A 17,165-nucleotide genomic window follows, 5' to 3' on the forward strand; every position below is an offset into this window, starting at 1 on the left:
ACGCATCCGCCGTCATTTGTCCCAATCCGCTGTAAACGTATCACTGAATATCGCGTCGCCACTGCGATGGCGGCACCCCGACAGACCGGCGAAAGACCCGTGACAGATGGGCCTGATCGGAAAAACCGGTTGCCGCGGCGATGTCGGCAAGGGGGCGTCCGGGGTCGGCCATCATCTCCTTGGCGGCGACGACGCGGCATTCAGCTATCCAGCGTTGGGGCGACAGACCCGAGGTGTGCTTGAACGCGCGGCTGAACCAGCTTTCGGAGAGCCCCGCCAAATCCGCCAGTTCGCCCACTCCGACGGGGCGAAATATATTCTGCGCCATGTACTGCCGAACCGCCGCCATATGCTGAGGCGACAGTCCGCCAGACGCAGGCAGGGCGTTTTGCGACGCCGGGTCCATCACTGCGCCCAAAAGCGATTGCAGCAGGCCTTCCAAGACCATCGTCCCACGTTGAGGGGTCTCCACTTCGCTGGCCGCAAGACGGCCAAGGGTCAGCAGCACGCTATCCTCCGGCGCAAACATCACGCGGCGGGGCAGCTCTGATATACCGATCGCACCAAGCCGTGTCTGCAATGCAGCTGCGTCAAAATGGAAATCAATATGGCTGAGCCTTTGGGCCTTGCCCAGCTTGCTCCACAACGGGGTGCCCGCCGGAACAAAGAAAGCGCGCGTTCCGAATTGGGCCGTCGCCCCCTCGCCCGTTCGAAGCGCGATCAGCGGCGGGGTGTCATCCAGAAAGACCACAAGGCGCGGATCCGGCGCGGTGTAATACCCGCCGCCCCCTTGGTCCCCGTCGACATGCCAGACATCTGCGATAGCCCCCGACAAGGGCCGAAACCGTAAGGGCTTGATCGTGCGCAGGTTCCGGGTCTGCGCCTCCATACGAGGGACAAAAACCTGTGGCACATAGGATTTTGATAGAGGGGCGGATGACATGACGACGCGCTGAGACAGCTCCAGAATTCTGAAACCATTTTCTGACAAATTTACTCGGATAAGTCAATTCCGCAACATCCCCGCGGGGATCGTCACCAAGGGTCAGTCTTGCACCATCGATACGACGCGCCGCACTGCGCTTTGCGCCAAGGGCATATGAGCCTGTTGTGCCTCCCGAGGCCACCGGATGAACAGCATGGCCTCGCCTGCGATCTTATTGACGCTCAGCGTCGCTTCCAGATCTTGAAGGGAGCAGCGCAAAATCTTCTGATCCTTGCGCTGCGCTTTCGCGGCGATTTGCAGGTCGAACTGAACCCCCGGATGCGCTGCCTTTAGGTGATCTACAATCTGTGGCGCAGCACCCACGGCCATGTAAAGCGCCACGCATGTGCCGGGTCTGATATCCTTGATCGGTTCGGGCACCGTATATCCATCTTGGCGATGGCCGGTCGTCAGCACCACGGTGTCGATCTTGCCCCGATCCGTCAGGCTTTCACCGATGCTCGCGGCCGCGGCGCAGGCCGCGGTGACGCCGGGGATGATCTCGAAAGCGATACCGCTGGCTTTCAGCGCATCGACTTCTTCTGTGCTGCGCCCGAACACCCCCGGATCACCGCATTTCAGGCGCACGACGCGCTGGCCGCGTTTGGCAGCCATCACAAGGGTCTGTGTGATTTTCTCTTGCGGCCAACTGTGACAGCCCGGAGCCTTGCCGACGTAAATGCGCTCGGCGTCACGACGGGCCAATTCAAGGATATCAGGGTCAAGCAACCGGTCATAATAGATCACATCGGCTTCTTGCAGGCGCTGCACGCCGCGCAGAGTGATCAGATCCTTCGCCCCCGGTCCTGCGCCCACAAGGCTGACACTGCCGCCCGCAGCGGTGCCGAAGTCGCCCGTTTCGATGGCCGACTTGATACGCTTGGCCGCCGCGCGTTCGGCACCGGCGGCAAACATCCAGCGCGGGCTGTCGTTGAAAACCCAACGCCACAGATCGCGACGCGCGCGCGGATCAAGGCGCGCAGACGCATTCCCCCGCAACCGGCCCGCAAGAGCAGCAAGATCCCCCAGCCGCGGCTCGAGCATTTCCTCTACTTTCGTCTTGATCTGGCGGGCCAGCACTGGGGCTGTTCCCTCGGTGCCGATGGCCACGACCACCGGATCACGGTCCACGATCGAAGGCGTGATCGCGTCGCAAAGCTGTGGCTGGTCTACCACGTTCACAACCGCCCCGGCCTCTTTGGCCAAAGCATGCAGCGCCATGTCCGCACCAGGGCAGCCAGTGGCGATAAAGGCCAGCGCGGTGTCTGAAAAGCTGTGCGGGGTGATTGGACCGTCGTGAAGTGTGACACGGCCCGATGCAGCAAGGTCCGACAGTTCGGCATCGAATGTGGCGGCCCAGATCTCGACCGTCGCCTCGGTTTTCAGGATCAGTCGCGCCTTCTGGGCGGCCTGTTCGCCCCCGCCCATGATTACAACGCGGCGACCCGCCATTTGCAGGAACATGGGGAATGTCTTCATGCGGATTGCTCCTTTGGCTGGTGTCGCTGGTCCCAAAGGCTGCGCGCCATTTGGTCGGCCTGAGAAAGTGTCCGAGACGCCTTCAGCGTCCACAGCGCAAGTGCCGCAGTGCCGGTCACCGTGGCGATTGCGAAAGGGTCGTCCACGCGACCCTGCCACAGGCCCTGCAGGTCGATGATATCGCCTGTTTCATGCAAACGCCGGGTGTCATGCAGGATTGGCGCGGCGGTCTGCTGGATATGCGCCCCGTCGCGCAGGCCGAACAGGGCGATGTCCTTGGAGGGATGACGCTCGAATTCGCCGCCGCCCCCTTTGATGATGCTCAGATCCTGCTGGCCCAATAGCTGCGCGGCTTGGGCCTGCAGGCTGCGGTAAGACGGGTGGAACACGCCTTGCACCGTCGCCGGGGCCTCGGACGGGTTCCACATGCGCAATACCGTATTAAAGCACGATCTGAGGCCGAGCGTATCGCGCAGGTTCAAGATGCTGAAAGCCGCAGGGCTTAGGGTTTCTAGCGGGGTATAGGCCACCTGCGGCCCGGCAAGATCAATGACCTCGCGCACCGATGCATTGGCCGATTGATGCGAATTCCACCCGTGCATCGAAATGCTGTAACCGGCCTGCCCCACCAGCCGCGCTGCAAGCAGGAACAGCGGCACCCCCCGGCTGCGACCTGCGGCGTAGGACGGCCAGTCCAGATCCGCTTTGGGCAGTTTGCCCACCACATGTGCGCGTAATGCCGCGGTGAAACCGGCAATCTCTTCGGGGGTTTCGCCGCGCAGACGCATGACCATCAACAGCGCGCCGACCGCTTCGGGGGCAGCATCACCGCGTAGGATCAGCGCCATGGCGTCCTGAGCTTCGGCCAAGGTCATAGCGCGGGCACGCCCCTTGCCGCGCGCGACGATCCGGACATAGGGGGCCAGGCTCATTCTGCGGCCATCCGTTGCAAGGTCTGATCCAGCAAGGCGGCGAGTTCAGGTTTGCACGACCCGCAGTTTGTCCCCGCGCAGGTGGCGTCGCCCAAGGCCGCGACGGTAGAGGCCCCGCCAGCGATAGCCGCCAGCAAGGTGTTGCGCCCCACATCAAAACAGGCACAGACCGTAGCACCCGGGTCCGGCCGGTCAGCGGCATTGCGCCCGGCGAGCGCCGCCAACGCCGATGTGTCCGTCCCGATCAGCGCGATAATCGCACTGCGCGAGACGACCACCGGATTGGGGGATACGAAAAGCAGCCCGGTGATCCGCCCACCTTGGGTTATCGCAATCCGCACGCCACCGGTCGCCGCGTCGGATTGGAGCGAGAGATCACCCTCCGCCTGCCCCGTCAGAAGGCGGGCCTCTACCTCCCAATCCTCGGGGTTTTTGCTGCCCGCCAGCTCTGCCTGCCAGCCGGTATTGGTGCGGGCCACGGCGGCATAGGCGGTTTGCGGCGCGGGTTCCGCGACGCTTGCCAGAAAGCCATACCATTTGGCCTTAAAAACCTCGGCAGTGACAGCGCTGGCCTTTAAGGCGGGTTGACCTGAAATCGGATCGGTCAGCGGCGTCATGACGCTATTGACCGTCCCCGCGGTGCTGCGCTGACGTGTCCAGTGCATTGGCGCGAACAACGCGCCTTGCGCCACGCGCGGGGTGATCAATGCCCGCATCAAAACACCACCACGGCTGTTTTGCAGCGCGATCAACGCCCCGGGGAGCGCCCCCAATGCGGCGGCATCAACTGGGTTCATCTCTACATAAGGTTCGGCCAGATGTGCCCCAAGCCGCGCCGATTTGCCCGTACGCGTCATCGTGTGCCACTGGTCGCGGTTCCGTCCGGTATTGAGCGTAAAGCGTGAATTCAGCGACACAGGGGATGTCACGGCAACCATCTGCGCCCTGCCGTCAGGATGATAATATTGCCCGTCCGCAAAGAAACGCGCCCCGTTTCGCGGCCATTGGGTCGGCACCATTTTCGCGTAATCCGCATCGGCAAAAATGCTCAGATCAAGATCGCGCGGGAAGGCCGAAGCGGCCTGATCAAGCGCGACATACTCAGCAAAGACATCCGCGGATGAGCCATAGGAAAAGGCATCCGAAAACCCCATACGCGTGGCCACGTCGCTGATGATCTTCCAGTCGGGCCGCGCCTCAGCGGGGGCGGGCAGAAAGGCGCGTTGGCGCGAAATGCGCCGTTCGGAATTGGTCACGGTGCCGTCTTTTTCACCCCACCCGGTGGCGGGTAGCAGGACGTCAGCAAAAGCGTTGGTATCTGTCTTCTCCATGATGTCAGACGTAACAACAAAGGGCACATTTGCAATTGCCGCCGCCACGCCATCGGCATCGGGCAACGACACCGCGGGGTTGGTCGAGATCACCCACAGTGCCTTGATCTGCCCGTCGGCACAGGCCTCGAACAGATCGACAGCCTTCAGTCCCGGTTTTGTGCAGATCGTCGGGCTTTGCCAGAAACTCTGCACCGCGCGGCGGTGCGCTTCATTCCCGATCTCTAGGTGGTTTGCCAGCATATTGGCCAGACCGCCCACTTCGCGTCCCCCCATGGCATTGGGCTGGCCGGTCAATGAGAAAGGGCCCATCCCCGCCTTGCCGATGCGCCCTGTGGCAAGATGGCAATTCAGGATCGCGTTCACCTTATCCGTGCCACAGACCGATTGGTTGACGCCTTGGGAGTACGCGGTGACGACTTTGGGCGTGTTTGCCCAAAGCGCATAGAAATCAGCCAATTCCCGAGCGTTCAACCCGCTGTCCGCCGGATCACTGGCCTGTGCCGCCGCCAGCGCCGCATCCAGCCCGTTCACATGGTTTTCCGTATAGGCCGTGTCGAGTTTTCCAGTCTCTGCCAGATACGCCAGCAACCCATTGAACAAGGCAACATCCCCGTCGGGAGCGATCCTCAAATGCACATCCGCCAGATCGGTGGTCGCCGTCCGGCGCGGATCGACATTGACGATCCGCATATGGGGGCGGGCCTGTTTTGCGGCGGCAATACGCTGGTGCAGGACCGGATGGCACCACGCCAGATTGGACCCGACAAGCACAACCAGATCGGCTTGCTCCAGATCTTCATAGGTGCCGGGAACGGTATCGGTGCCGAAGGCACGCTTGTGACCCGCGACAGAGGACGCCATGCACAGACGTGAATTCGTGTCGATATTGGCCGCCCCGATGAACCCCTTCATCAGCTTGTTGGCGACATAATAGTCTTCGATCAGCATCTGGCCCGAGGCGTAAAAGGCGACGCTTTCCGGCCCATGCTGCGCGATGGCATCGCTGAACCTCTGCGCCACCATATCCAGCGCCGTGTCCCATTCTGCCCGCACCCCGTTGATCTGCGGATGCAAAAGCCGCCCGTCCAGATCGATGGTTTCCCCCAAGGCAGCACCTTTGGAGCAGAGCCGCCCGAAGTTGGCCGGATGATCCGGATCCCCCTTGATTGTACCATCGGCGGCCGCCAGCACCCCGCAGCCTACACCGCAATAAGGGCAAGTGGTGCGCGTGAGGGTCATGCGGCGCTCCGCGCGTGCAGGAACGTCCGGTCCAGCAGGATGCGCCCGCTTTCCACCCGCGCCGGATAGGTCGCGACGCGGCCCGCGTCCGCGCCCTGCGCCTCTCCGGTCTCGAGAGAGAATACCCAGTTGTGCAGCGGGCAGGTTACGGATTTGCCATGCACGATGCCTTCGGCCAACGGCCCCGCCTTGTGCGGACAGGCATTATCAAGCGCAAACACTTCATCCTCGGCGGTGCGGAACACCGCGACACAGCCAAGCGTGGTCTTGATCATACGCGCACCGCGCTGTGGCACATCATCAAGGGCTGCGATATCGATCCAGCTGGTCATTCCGCAGCCTCCAGTGACAGGGTTGCAAGGGGTTTGTAGCGCTCGGCCTGCTGGGTCACGTGTTCGGCCCACGGGTCTTTGCGGTAAATCGTCTGGCTCAGCTCGAAGCGATCAACCAAAGCGTCGCCTTCGGCAGCAACCCGTTCCTTGATCCAGTCCAGACCGACCTTGGCCATCCATTTGTAGATGCGATCAAGGTATTTAGCATTCTCGCGATACAGCTGGGTCACCGCCTTGATCACATTGATCGCCTCTTGCTCGGTCGGCACCTGGATCAGCAATTCGGTTTCCCTGACGTCCATACCGGCCGCCCCGCCGATGCTGATCTGGTATCCGCTGTCGACACAGATGACGCCGATGTCCTTGCAGGTCGCTTCGGCGCAGTTGCGCGGGCAGCCCGACACCCCGAGTTTCAGCTTATGCGGCGTCCAGGCCCCCCAGAGCTCTTTCTCAAGCTGGATGCCCAGTCCGGTGCTGTCCTGGGTGCCAAAGCGGCAATGATCTGTGCCGACACAGGTTTTGACCGTGCGCAGCCCTTTGGAATAGGCATGTCCCGACACCATGCCGGCCGCGTTCAGATCGGCCCAGATGTCGGGCAGATCCTCGCTTTTTACGCCCAATAGGTCGATCCGCTGCCCGCCGGTGACCTTGACCGTCGGCACCATGTATTTATCTGCCGCATCGGCAATGGCACGCAGTTCGTCCGGCGTGGTGATCCCACCCCACATGCGCGGCACGACGCTGTAGGTGCCGTCCTTCTGAATGTTGGCGTGTTTGCGTTCGTTGATGAAACGCGATTGCGGATCGTCGCGGTATTCCAGCGGCCAATCAGCAAGCAGATAGAAGTTCAACGCGGGGCGGCAGACGTGGCAGCCGTCGGGCGTCTTCCACCCGCACTCCTGCCAGACCGCCGGCATCGAGGTCAGTCGCTGCGACTTGATCATCCGCCGCACGTCTTCGTGGGTCATGTCGGTGCAGCCGCAGATCGACGCCGCAGCAGGCAAGACGAAATCAGCCCCCAGCGTGACCGCCAATACCTGTTCGACCAGCCCGGTGCACGTCCCGCAGGATGCGCTGGCCTTGGTCGTCGCTTTGATCGCGCCCAGATCAGAGGCGCCCGCCGCGATGGCGTCTTCAATTTGTCCTTTGCAGATACCGTTGCAGCCACAGATCTCCGCGTCACGCGGTAAGGCTGCAACAGCTGCTAAAGGGTCCAGGGGGGTCCCCCCTTGGTAGGCCGGGCCGAAAATCAGCGTATCGCGCATGTCCGCGATGTCGGTCTTGTCGCGTATCAGGCCAAAGAACCAGTTGCTGTCGGCGGTGTCGCCATACATGACTGCCCCGATCACCACATTGTTCTTGATCACCAGACGGCGATAGACACCCCGCGCCGGATCGCGAAAGACGATATCCTCGCGCCCCTCGCCATCGGCAAAATCGCCCGCACTGAACAGATCGCAGCCCGTCACCTTGAGCTTGGTCGACAGTTCTTTCGGGACAAAGGTCGATGACTGCCCCAGCAGGGTCTGCGCCGCGACCTTTGCCTGATCGTACAGCGGTGCCACCAGACCGAAAAGCGCGCCGTTATGTTCCACGCATTCCCCGACCGCCAGCACATCGACGTCGGAGGTCGCCATCTGGTCATCCACATGGATGCCCTTTCCAACGGCCAAGCCTGCGCCCTGCCCGAGTGCCACGTTGGGGCGGATGCCCACGGCCATGACCAGCAAATCGCAGGGCAGTTCCGTCCCGTCATCCAGCAGCAGGGCACGGACCTTTCCGTTCTCGCCCAGGATCTCCTTGGAGTTTGCGGCGCATTTGACGGTGATGCCCTTATCCGTCAGGGCGCGGCGCAGCAGATATCCTGCGGCCTCGTCCAATTGCCGCTCCATCAAATGCCCCATGATGTGCACAACGGTCACGTCGACGCCGCGGGCCGCCATGCCTGCCGCCGCCTCCAACCCCAGCAGCCCGCCGCCGATCACGACGCATTTACTGCCTTCGCCCAGCCCCATCATCCGTTCGGTGTCTTCCAGATCGCGGTAGGCGATGACGCCGTCCAGATCGTGACCCGGCAATGGGATCATAAAGGGGTTCGATCCGGTGCCCAGAACCAGCTTGTCATAGGACACCGTGCCGTTCTCGCCCGTTACCGTCTTAGCCGCACGGTCTATTTCCAGCACCTTTTCGCCAAAACGGCAGGTGATGTCATTTTCGGCGTACCATCCATCATCATGGGTCACGATGTCGGCATAGGTCTTCTCTCCCGATAGGACCGGGGACAGCATGATGCGGTTGTAGTTGCCCCGTGCCTCTGCGTTGAAAAGGGTGATGTCATAGGCTTCGCGGTCCTGTTCCAGAAGGTGCTCCAGCACCCGACCGGAGGCCATACCGGCACCGATAACGACAAGTTTCTGTTTCATGGTCTCACTCCGCCGCGATTGCTTTGGGTTTCGGTGTCCCGCCCGAGGCAGGTGATTTCGGCGCATTGCCGTGTTCGTATTCCTCGAGGAAATCGAGCACTTCTTGCCGGTAGCTGTAATAGTCGGGGTGTTCGAGCAGCGCCTTGCGGGTGCGTGGGCGCGGCAGGTTCACGTCGGTAATCTTGCCGATGGTGGCTTGGGGTCCGTTGGTCATCATCACCACGCGGTCGGCCAACAAAATCGCCTCATCCACATCATGGGTCACGCAGATCGCCGTCACTTTGGTGCGCGACCAGACTTCCATCAGCACTTCCTGCAATTCCCAGCGGGTCAGACTGTCGAGCATGCCGAACGGTTCATCCAGAAGCAGCAGTTTGGGCGATAGGGCAAAGGCACGGGCGATGCCGACGCGCTGTTTCATCCCGTTCGACAGGCTGGCGGCATTCTTGTCCATGCTGTCGGCCAATCCGACACGTTCAAGGTAGTATTCCACCACATCCTGACGTTCCGCCTGCGACGCGCGGGGATATACCTTGTCGACACCAATGGCGACGTTTTCCTTGGCCGAGAGCCACGGGAACAGATTGGGCGACTGGAACACGACGGCGCGTTCGGGGTCTGCACCTTGGACGTTCCACCCGTCCAGACGGATCGCCCCTTTCGAGATCGGGTTCAGCCCCGCAGCCATCGTCAGCACAGTGGATTTACCGCAGCCCGAATGCCCGATCAGCGAGATAAATTCGCCCCTGTTGATCTTGAGATCAAAGTTCTCGACCACGGTCAGCGGCCCTTTCGGCGTCGGATACACCTTGTCGAGCTGCGAGAAATTCAGGAATTTTTCCTGGATCGCACCTTCCTGCGCCTTGGAGACTGCCGCGGGCACTGAATGGATCGGCGTGACATTGGGCAGCATACGCGTTTCTTCGACTTTCGCGGCGATGCCGATGTCCATCAGATAGGTCGTGACCTGCCCACGCAGCGCCTTGAATGCCGCGTCATTGTTCATCGCAATCCGGTCGCGGGGGCGGGGAATGTCGACTTTGAATGCGTCCCCAAGCGTGCCGTCCGGATTAAGGGCGATGATCCGATCCGCCAGAATGATCGCTTCATCCACATCATTGGTGATCAGGACGCAGGTTTTCTTGTCTTCGTCCCAGATCGCCTCGATCTCATCCGCCAGATTGGCGCGGGTCAGGGCGTCGAGCGCCGACAGCGGCTCATCCAGCAGCAGCATTTCGGGGTCCATCGCCAGGGCGCGTGCCACATTGACCCGCTGGCGCATCCCACCGGACAATTCAGCAGGGCGGCGCGTGGCCGCATGGGACAGGCCCACCATGTTGACATAGTGATCGACCTTGGCCGCCCGTTCGAGTTTGGAGAGATCAGGGAACATCGTGTCGACAGCAAGCCTGACATTGCCCTGCACGGTCAGCCACGGCATCAGAGAATAGTTCTGAAAGATCACACCGCGTTCGCGGCCCGGTTCGGTGATGGGTTTTCCCTTGTAGGTCACGCTGCCCGAGGTCGGCTGCTCAAGCCCCGCCATCAGATTGATCAACGTGGTCTTGCCGGTGCCCGAAAACCCGAGGATGACGACGAATTCACCTTCGGCAACGTCAAGCGAGATGTCCTTGAGAACGGGTTGGGTGCCATAGGTTTTGGTGACATTGTTGAAGTTCAAGATACCCATATCGATCACCGGTTATTTGAGAAGGTGAACATGGACTGGAGCGCATACATCACACGGTCCAGAAGGAAGCCGATGATGCCGATGGTCAGCACCGCGACCATGATCCGCGCCAGACTTTGCGAGCTGCCGTTCTGGAATTCGTCCCAGACGAATTTTCCAAGCCCGGGGTTCTGCGCCAGCATTTCCGCCGCGATCAAAACCATCCAGCCCACACCAAGCGACAGCCGCAGCCCGGTAAAGATCAATGGCAGCGCCGAGGGCAGCACCAGTTTGGTGATCTTGGTATAGGTATTCATTTTCAGCACGCGACTGACGCTGACAAGATCCTTGTCGATGCTGGCGACGCCAAGGGATGTGTTGATCAGCGTGGGCCAGAGCGAGCAGAGCGTCACAGTGATCGCCGAGATGAGGAACGACTTGGAGAACATACCGTCATTGGTGCTATAGACGGCTGATACGATCATGGTCACGATGGGCAGCCATGCCAGTGGCGAGACCGGCTTGAAGATCTGTATCAGCGGATTCAGCGCCGCATTCGCCGTTACAGACAGGCCCGCAGCGATGCCCAATGGGATCGCAACAATCGACGCAATGAGAAAACCGAAAAGCACGGTTTTGATCGAGGTCCAGATCTGGTCGTAGTAGGTTGGCTTGCCTGTATAGGCGCGATCACGCACACGATCTGGGTTGCCACTTGCGATATGTTTGGCGTTGCGCGCCTCTTGCCGCTCGTAGAAGGCGGCTTCGCGTTCGCCCTCGCGGATGGCGTCCTGATGCAACTCGCCGACCTGCTCCCAGACTTGGGCAGGGCCGGGCACAGCCCCGAGCGAGGTTTGAACCTTGGGGGCCAAGCTTGCCCAGAGGGTCAGGAAGATCGCAATCGCCAAGAGCGGCACGCCCAGAAGCCGCCAGATCTCGCCCGCCTGCGCGCGCGGATTATCCCCCGCGGCGGCCTTCAGGATCGGTGTCATCCAAGACAGGCCAAAGACGCTAAACCATGCGTCGGCCTTGTTGATCCGGGCAAAGCGCCGCGCGCGGCGGGCTTCGATATCGAGTGTGTTTGTGTCAATCGCGGTCATATCGGCTGTCCAATTGCTGCTTTTGATGAAAGTGGCTCCCTCCCCCTTCCGCTTTGCGGTGTGGCAAAGCGGGGGGGCGGGGTTTAGCCTTCGACCTTGCTGTCGACGACCGTTTGGCCGGACTTCAGACCGATGGGCAGGCTGTCGATATAGGCGTTCGGCGCGCGCCCGTCGTAGCTGATCGCGTCGATGATATCGGCAGCCGGTGTCGGTGCTTTGAAGCCGTCGCTATCCCAAGGAAACGCCGCTTCGTCGGCCATACCCTCGTCCACCAGCAGCCTTGCGGCTTGCAGGTAGATGTCTGGGCGATACACGTCTGCGGCAGTCTCGAAATACCATTCATCCGGCTTTGTCTCGTCGATCTGGCCCCAGCGACGCATCTGGGTCAGATACCAGATCGCGTCTGAATAGAACGGATATGTCGCATTGTAGCGGAAGAAGACGTTGAAGTCGGGGGCGGGGCGCACATCCCCTTTCTCGAACTCGAAAAAGCCGGTCATGGAGTTGGCGATCACATCCGCATCCGCGCCCACATATTCAGAGCGCGACAACATCTCTACCGCTTCCTCGCGGTTGGCGTTGTCGTTGGCATCAAGCCACATTGCCGCGCGGATCAGCGCCTTGGTCAATGCAAGCGTGGTGTTGGGGTTTTCCTCGGCAAATTCGGCGGTAATGCCAAAGACCTTCTCGGGGTTGTTTTTCCACATGTCGTAGTCGGTGATCACCGGCACGCCGATCCCTTTGAAAACCGCCTGCTGGTTCCAAGGCTCACCCACGGCGTAGCCCGATATCGTTCCCGCTTCCATTGTCGCAGGCATCTGCGGTGGCGGCGTCACGGACAGCAGCACATCCGCATCAATCTGGCCGGAAATATCTTGTGCGCTATAATAACCGGGTTTCAGTCCGCCCGCCGCAAGCCAGTACCGGATCTCGTAGTTGTGGGTCGAAACGGGAAAGACCATGCCCATATTGAACGGCTCGCCGCGGTCCTTGTAGCCTTCGACCACCGGAGCCAAAGCACTGGCGCTGATGGGATGCTGCGGCCGGCCATCGTCCATCGTGGGCACGTTCGGCTTCATCTCGTCCCAGATGTCATTGGAAACGGTGATCGCATTGCCGTTCAGGTCCATCGAGAAGGGCGTGATGATATGCGCTTTGGTGCCATAGCCGATCGTTGCCGCCAGCGGTTGGCCCGCCAGCATATGCGCGCCGTCCAGTTGGCCGTCGATCACACCGTCCAGCAGCACTTTCCAGTTGGCCTGCGCCTCAAGCCTGACAAAAAGCCCCTCGTCCTCAAAATATCCCAGCTCGTAAGCCACGGCCAAAGGTGCCATATCGGTCAGCTTGATAAAGCCAAAGGTCAGTTCCTCTTTCTCGAGCGCCAGCATTTCGGCCGACGCCGCCGTCGCCAGCAAACTGGTCGAGGCGAGCAGGAGTGCGAATGTATTTTTCATGGGTCATGTCCTTTCATGGCCCCGAAGGGCAGAAACGAAAAAAGCCGCACGTATGGTTCACGGGGAAGAAATCCGTGCTCCGTACGAGCGGCATTGCTCTGAGTGATGTGCGACCAGCATTGGTCAGCGGTATAGGTCGGACAACGTTGTCCCTTGGCATCAAGGGTGGCTCATAGACGCAGCTTCACGCAACGAATTTTCTGCATTGCGGCAGCTTTTCAGAGGCCCATGCAGAAGCCGCTTAAGAATTCATCGCACAGCTGCGGTGAAATCAAACGTTCTGCCGTCAAAAAAGGCGTCGGGCGAAAGAATCATCTCTCCCCGCGCGGATGCTACAGATGTTGGCAACGTCATCGCCCCTTCGGTTTTCTCGGAGGATTGGGGCATATCAGCGCCGATATCAGACAGATTCTGGCGGAAAAGATCGGCGCGAAAACAGGTTTTGGCTTTCTCGATTCCCGCGGCGTCGGCACCCAGATGATGCGCGATCCACGCCGCCTGACTGCGCCACGGGAAAGAGGCGGCATGGCTGTGGAACTGCAAGAACCGGTCCACCGTGACCGGAGAGGCCCCCGTTCGGGGGACGATATGCCCGGTCAGCGCCGGATCGATCAAATCGGGCGACATGCTCAGGTGTTCACTGCGGCCCAAAATCTCGACCGCCAGCGGTTTGTTTCCCGGCGCATCAAGCCAGGCCGACGCTTGGTATACCGCCCGCATCAGACGACGCACGCTGTCCTCGTTCTGCGTGGCCCACTCATGTCGCGCGGCAAGCACCTTCTCCGGCGCGAACTGCCAGACATCGCGGCCCGCCATCATCAGCTTGGCCACATTATTCTGCACGGCCACGCCGCCCCAGGGCTCGCCCACCCAAAAGGCGTCGACAAACCCGTCCGAGACCGCATCCGCCATACGCATCGGCGGCACGGTGACCTCCTCGATCTGCAGGTCGGGCGCTTGCGCGGCCCAATAGGACAGCAGCAGCCGGTGCATAGAATAGTGGAAGGGGATACCCACACGCAGCGGTTTGGCACCGCGCGCGCTGAGCCCCGACAGCAATGCAGTCGTGTCCCCAAAGCGCACGTCCTCCAATGCCGAAGCGACAGCGTTAGAGACGCCGAACACCGTGCCGTTCACGGACAAGACCATCAGCGCATCTACCCGCGCGGGCAATCCGCCCATCCCGATGGACATGGCCACGGGCATTGGTGACAGCATATGCGCGGCATCCAGATGCCCCAGTGCCAGCATATCGCGCAGCGCAGACCACGAAGGCTGACGCAAAAGATTAAGCGCGAGCCCCTGCTCGGCAGCAAATCCCAGTTCTTTCGCGATGACCAGCGGGGCGCAATCAACCAACGGGACATAGCCACAGTTCAGAACAACCTCGCTCATGACAACAGATCCGCTGCCGTCACCAATGCTTGCGCCACATCGATGACCTTGCGATTCTGGCTCATCGCGGTGGTGCGCAGCAGCTTATAGGCGTCATCCTCGGACATGCCGCGTTGACGCATCACGATCCCCTTTGCGCGGTCGATCGTCTTGCGATCCTCCAGCGCTTGCTTGGCAGCATTCAGTTCAAAGTGGAATTGACGCATCATTTTGAAGCGCGCGATGGCCGTTTGCAGCACGGGTTTTATCCGGTCCATCTGAAGACCATCCACCACATAGGCGCTGACCCCGGCATTCAGCGCCGCCTGCGTCAGGTTCTCATCGGTCTGGTCCACAAACAGCGCGACCGCCCGCTTGGTCGTCTCGGTCGCGTGAGAGATATGTTCAAGCGTATCGCGGTCCGGGTTTGTCAGGTCGATAAGAACGATATCCGGTGAAAATTCCCTCACCGTCTGGTTTAGTTCCGACATCTGCAGCAAAGCCTTGACGTCAGACCAACCCGCTTCGCGCAGTGCATCCACGATGTCACGCACGCGCTCGGGGTTTGGCTCTACAACCAGGATACGCAGATCTGCATTCATGCATTTTGATCCGCGATCATCGGTGCAACTTCAATCCGGCATCCCTCGTGCGCCAGCGGCTTACGACATGCTTAGCCCAAACAGTGCGCAGAAAATACGCATGTGCCAATCTGTTGTGCAGAATAAAACAGCCGCACGACCACAGCGGTGCCAGCCATGCAGGTTTACACCAGAGCTATCGCCAGCCCCCGCAAGAACACAAGCGGGCCGGAATGTGGGACCATCACGACATCCGGCTGTGGGCCGTCAATGATCCGGTGGCAGCAGCGACAGACCTAATCGCTTGGCCGCATCCAGCGCGGCCTCATGATGCAGGGGCCATGCTTGCGTCAGCCCTTCGATGATCAACAACAGCGCGGTATCGGCCCCCTTCAACGCGGTCGCCGCTGCGGCCCTTTCCGCGACCTCTGCCTTGTGACGTTCCAGTAATTCGCGCAGCGGCTGACTGCCCGGTTCAGCGGCCACTGCAGCATGAAAGAGGCAGCCATGCGCGCTCTCGGTCACCATCCAGTTTCCAACGCGGGTCAGTATCGTATCAAGAGCCTCGCTCGGCTCCTCTGGCAGGTCATCAAACACGCGGGCGAGATAGCGCTGATGCCGGTTCTCTAACGCAGCAAGCACCATTTCCGCCCGCGACGGCGTGTATTTGTAAAGCGTGCGAAGGCTCACACCCGCAGCATCCCGCAGGTCTTCGACGCTGGGCTCGGCAAAGCCCCGATTGGCAAAGGCGCGTTCAAGCCCTGCGGATATCTTGCTCATCATATCGCTCATACTTGACGATGTAGAACGATCCCTCTACCTACGCAAGTAGAGCAATCATTCTACATCGGAAATTTCCCCTATGACGCTTCCTGAAACGATGAAAGCTGTAATCCTCACCGGCCATGGCGGGCTGGACAAGCTTGAGTGGTGTGACGACGTTCCGGTTCCGCAACCCGACGCTGGCGAGGTCTTGATCCGTGTGGGCGCATCGGCGGTGAACAATACCGACGTCAACACCCGAACCGGCTGGTATTCGAAAGCGGTGCGAGGCGACACAGGGTCCGCCGCAACCGAGGGCTACGCGGGGGCGTCTGATGCCGACGGCGGATGGTCCGGTGCGCTCAGCTTTCCGCGCATCCAGGGCGCGGACTGCTGCGGAGAGATCGTTGCGGTCGGTGACGGAGTGGACGCTGCGCGGATCGGTCAGCGCGTGCTGGTGCGGCCGATGTATCGTCCTGCTGGTGCCGGACCAGATGCGCTTGTGACCTTCGGCTCCGAGCGCAATGGCGGCTTCGCGGAATACACCACCGTGGGCGAGGAAAACGCACTACGGATCGAAAGCCCGCTTTCGGATGTCGAGCTCGCGTCCTTTCCTTGCGCATTCTCCACCGCCGAAGGCATGATCCAACGCGCCGGATTGGGGGACGAGCGCGTCTTGATCACCGGCGCATCTGGCGGCGTCGGATCGGCGGCGGTGCAACTGGCCAAGCGGCGCGGCGCCCATGTCACCGCCTCTACCAGCCCGGCGAAAATGGAGGCGCTGAAAGCCCTCGGCGCGGATGCGGTGATCGACCGCAATGAGCCTTATCCGAATGATGCCTTCGACGTCGTGCTCGACCTTGTAGGGGGGCCGCGCTGGCCCGAACTGCTTGATGCTTTGGTGCCACGGGGGCGCTACGTCACGTCGGGCGCGATTGCCGGTCCGATCGTCGAACTTGATCTGCGGACCCTCTACCTCAAGGATCTGACCCTCATCGGGAGCACCCGGCAAGCCCCAAGCGTATTCACTGATTTGGTCAGCTACATCGAAGCAGGCGAGATCAAGCCCGTGGTCGCCGAAACCTATCCCTTGGCTGACTTGCACGCGGCGCAGAAGGCATTTCTGGAAAAGTCGCATATGGGCAAAATCGGCGTGACAATCGCAGACTGACAGACACGAGGCACAGGTTACAGCCTGCATAAGGCACGGTCTGCTCACAAGTATCGCTCCGGACCTTCGCCGCTGATGGCGTCGAGGTCCGGTTTCGCGCAGACCGTGAGAACGTCTCGCATTCTGCCATCACTAAATGCGCAATCGCTGCAAGGCGTGTCGAATACGTCCTGCTGGCCAATGCAGCTAAGCCGCCCCCTTACCTCCACGCGTTCGGCTTCCCCGCAAATAGGTCACGTTCTCAGGCAGGAATGGTGACCCCGGCAGGATTCGAACCTGCAACCTGCCCCTTAGGAGGGGGCTGCTCTATCCAGTTGAGCCACGGGGCCA

Annotated in this window: 13 protein-coding genes and 1 tRNA gene; 1 reads left to right on the forward strand and 13 read right to left on the reverse strand. The window is 60.9% G+C overall.

Annotated features, from left to right (window positions below; all coding sequences use genetic code 11):
• Positions 1–40: 40 nt before the first annotated feature.
• The 12 genes from B4F27_RS10835 to B4F27_RS10890 form a co-directional block, all read right to left on the reverse strand.
• Complete coding sequence (locus B4F27_RS10835; protein WP_286759656.1) at positions 41–943, reverse strand: helix-turn-helix domain-containing protein; 903 nt, start codon at positions 941–943, stop codon at positions 41–43.
• 102 nt (positions 944–1,045) lie between these two features.
• The gene (gene cysG / locus B4F27_RS10840; protein ID WP_286759657.1) at positions 1,046–2,464 is read right to left on the reverse strand and encodes a siroheme synthase CysG; all 1,419 of its coding nucleotides are present in this window, start codon (positions 2,462–2,464) and stop codon (positions 1,046–1,048) included.
• Entirely contained in the window at positions 2,461–3,396 is a 936-nt protein-coding gene (locus B4F27_RS10845) for a glycosyl transferase family protein (protein WP_286759658.1), read from the reverse strand. Before B4F27_RS10845 ends, cysG begins: the two co-directional genes overlap by 4 nt.
• Positions 3,393–5,969, reverse strand: a complete 2,577-nt coding sequence (locus B4F27_RS10850) for a nitrate reductase (protein ID WP_286759659.1) — start codon at positions 5,967–5,969, stop codon at positions 3,393–3,395. The genes B4F27_RS10845 and B4F27_RS10850 overlap by 4 nt, the downstream gene beginning before the upstream one ends.
• Entirely contained in the window at positions 5,966–6,301 is a 336-nt protein-coding gene (gene nirD / locus B4F27_RS10855) for a nitrite reductase small subunit NirD (RefSeq protein ID WP_005850994.1), read from the reverse strand. The genes B4F27_RS10850 and nirD overlap by 4 nt, the downstream gene beginning before the upstream one ends.
• A complete protein-coding gene (nirB, locus tag B4F27_RS10860; RefSeq protein WP_286759660.1) occupies positions 6,298–8,724 on the reverse strand; it encodes a nitrite reductase large subunit NirB in 2,427 nt (808 codons plus the stop codon). The genes nirD and nirB overlap by 4 nt, the downstream gene beginning before the upstream one ends.
• A 4-nt stretch (positions 8,725–8,728) precedes the next feature.
• The gene (locus B4F27_RS10865) at positions 8,729–10,414 is read right to left on the reverse strand and encodes an ABC transporter ATP-binding protein (RefSeq protein ID WP_260004567.1); all 1,686 of its coding nucleotides are present in this window, start codon (positions 10,412–10,414) and stop codon (positions 8,729–8,731) included.
• Positions 10,415–10,419: 5 nt separating this feature from the next.
• Positions 10,420–11,493 (reverse strand): ABC transporter permease, encoded by a 1,074-nt coding sequence (locus B4F27_RS10870; protein WP_286759661.1) that lies wholly within the window; start codon positions 11,491–11,493, stop codon positions 10,420–10,422.
• An 83-nt stretch (positions 11,494–11,576) separates the two neighbouring features.
• Positions 11,577–12,947 carry a CmpA/NrtA family ABC transporter substrate-binding protein gene (locus B4F27_RS10875; RefSeq protein WP_286759662.1) on the reverse strand — a complete coding sequence of 457 codons (1,371 nt, stop codon included), beginning with the start codon at positions 12,945–12,947 and terminating at the stop codon, positions 11,577–11,579.
• A gap of 249 nt (positions 12,948–13,196) precedes the next feature.
• Positions 13,197–14,342 (reverse strand): ABC transporter substrate-binding protein, encoded by a 1,146-nt coding sequence (locus tag B4F27_RS10880; protein ID WP_286759663.1) that lies wholly within the window; start codon positions 14,340–14,342, stop codon positions 13,197–13,199.
• Positions 14,339–14,923: an ANTAR domain-containing response regulator gene (locus B4F27_RS10885; RefSeq protein ID WP_286759664.1), complete on the reverse strand. Its 585-nt coding sequence runs from the start codon at positions 14,921–14,923 to the stop codon at positions 14,339–14,341. Before B4F27_RS10885 ends, B4F27_RS10880 begins: the two co-directional genes overlap by 4 nt.
• Before the next feature lie 246 nt (positions 14,924–15,169).
• Positions 15,170–15,682, reverse strand: coding sequence for a TetR/AcrR family transcriptional regulator (locus tag B4F27_RS10890; RefSeq protein ID WP_286759665.1), 513 nt, complete (start codon positions 15,680–15,682; stop codon positions 15,170–15,172).
• A gap of 82 nt (positions 15,683–15,764) precedes the next feature.
• Here B4F27_RS10890 and B4F27_RS10895 point away from each other — a divergent pair, with 82 nt between their 5' ends.
• Complete coding sequence (locus B4F27_RS10895) at positions 15,765–16,835, forward strand: alcohol dehydrogenase family protein (protein WP_286759666.1); 1,071 nt, start codon at positions 15,765–15,767, stop codon at positions 16,833–16,835.
• A 252-nt stretch (positions 16,836–17,087) separates the two neighbouring features.
• On the opposite strand, the gene B4F27_RS10900 is transcribed toward B4F27_RS10895, so the two are convergent.
• Positions 17,088–17,164, reverse strand: a tRNA-Arg gene (locus B4F27_RS10900).
• Between the last annotated feature and the right edge of the window lies 1 nt (position 17,165).

Origin of the sequence: Sulfitobacter sp. UBA1132 (assembly GCF_002311545.1) — a bacterium.
Lineage (GTDB): Bacteria > Pseudomonadota > Alphaproteobacteria > Rhodobacterales > Rhodobacteraceae > Sulfitobacter > Sulfitobacter pontiacus.

Coding starts and splice junctions, on each gene's coding strand:
- B4F27_RS10835 (WP_286759656.1), bottom strand. CDS start 943: ATGTCATCCGCCCCTCTATCAAAATCCTATGTGCCACAGGTTTTTGTC.
- cysG (WP_286759657.1), bottom strand. CDS start 2,464: ATGAAGACATTCCCCATGTTCCTGCAAATGGCGGGTCGCCGCGTTGTA.
- B4F27_RS10845 (WP_286759658.1), bottom strand. CDS start 3,396: ATGAGCCTGGCCCCCTATGTCCGGATCGTCGCGCGCGGCAAGGGGCGT.
- B4F27_RS10850 (WP_286759659.1), bottom strand. CDS start 5,969: ATGACCCTCACGCGCACCACTTGCCCTTATTGCGGTGTAGGCTGCGGG.
- nirD (WP_005850994.1), bottom strand. CDS start 6,301: ATGACCAGCTGGATCGATATCGCAGCCCTTGATGATGTGCCACAGCGC.
- nirB (WP_286759660.1), bottom strand. CDS start 8,724: ATGAAACAGAAACTTGTCGTTATCGGTGCCGGTATGGCCTCCGGTCGG.
- B4F27_RS10865 (WP_260004567.1), bottom strand. CDS start 10,414: ATGGGTATCTTGAACTTCAACAATGTCACCAAAACCTATGGCACCCAA.
- B4F27_RS10870 (WP_286759661.1), bottom strand. CDS start 11,493: ATGACCGCGATTGACACAAACACACTCGATATCGAAGCCCGCCGCGCG.
- B4F27_RS10875 (WP_286759662.1), bottom strand. CDS start 12,947: ATGAAAAATACATTCGCACTCCTGCTCGCCTCGACCAGTTTGCTGGCG.
- B4F27_RS10880 (WP_286759663.1), bottom strand. CDS start 14,342: ATGAGCGAGGTTGTTCTGAACTGTGGCTATGTCCCGTTGGTTGATTGC.
- B4F27_RS10885 (WP_286759664.1), bottom strand. CDS start 14,923: ATGAATGCAGATCTGCGTATCCTGGTTGTAGAGCCAAACCCCGAGCGC.
- B4F27_RS10890 (WP_286759665.1), bottom strand. CDS start 15,682: ATGAGCAAGATATCCGCAGGGCTTGAACGCGCCTTTGCCAATCGGGGC.
- B4F27_RS10895 (WP_286759666.1), top strand. CDS start 15,765: ATGACGCTTCCTGAAACGATGAAAGCTGTAATCCTCACCGGCCATGGC.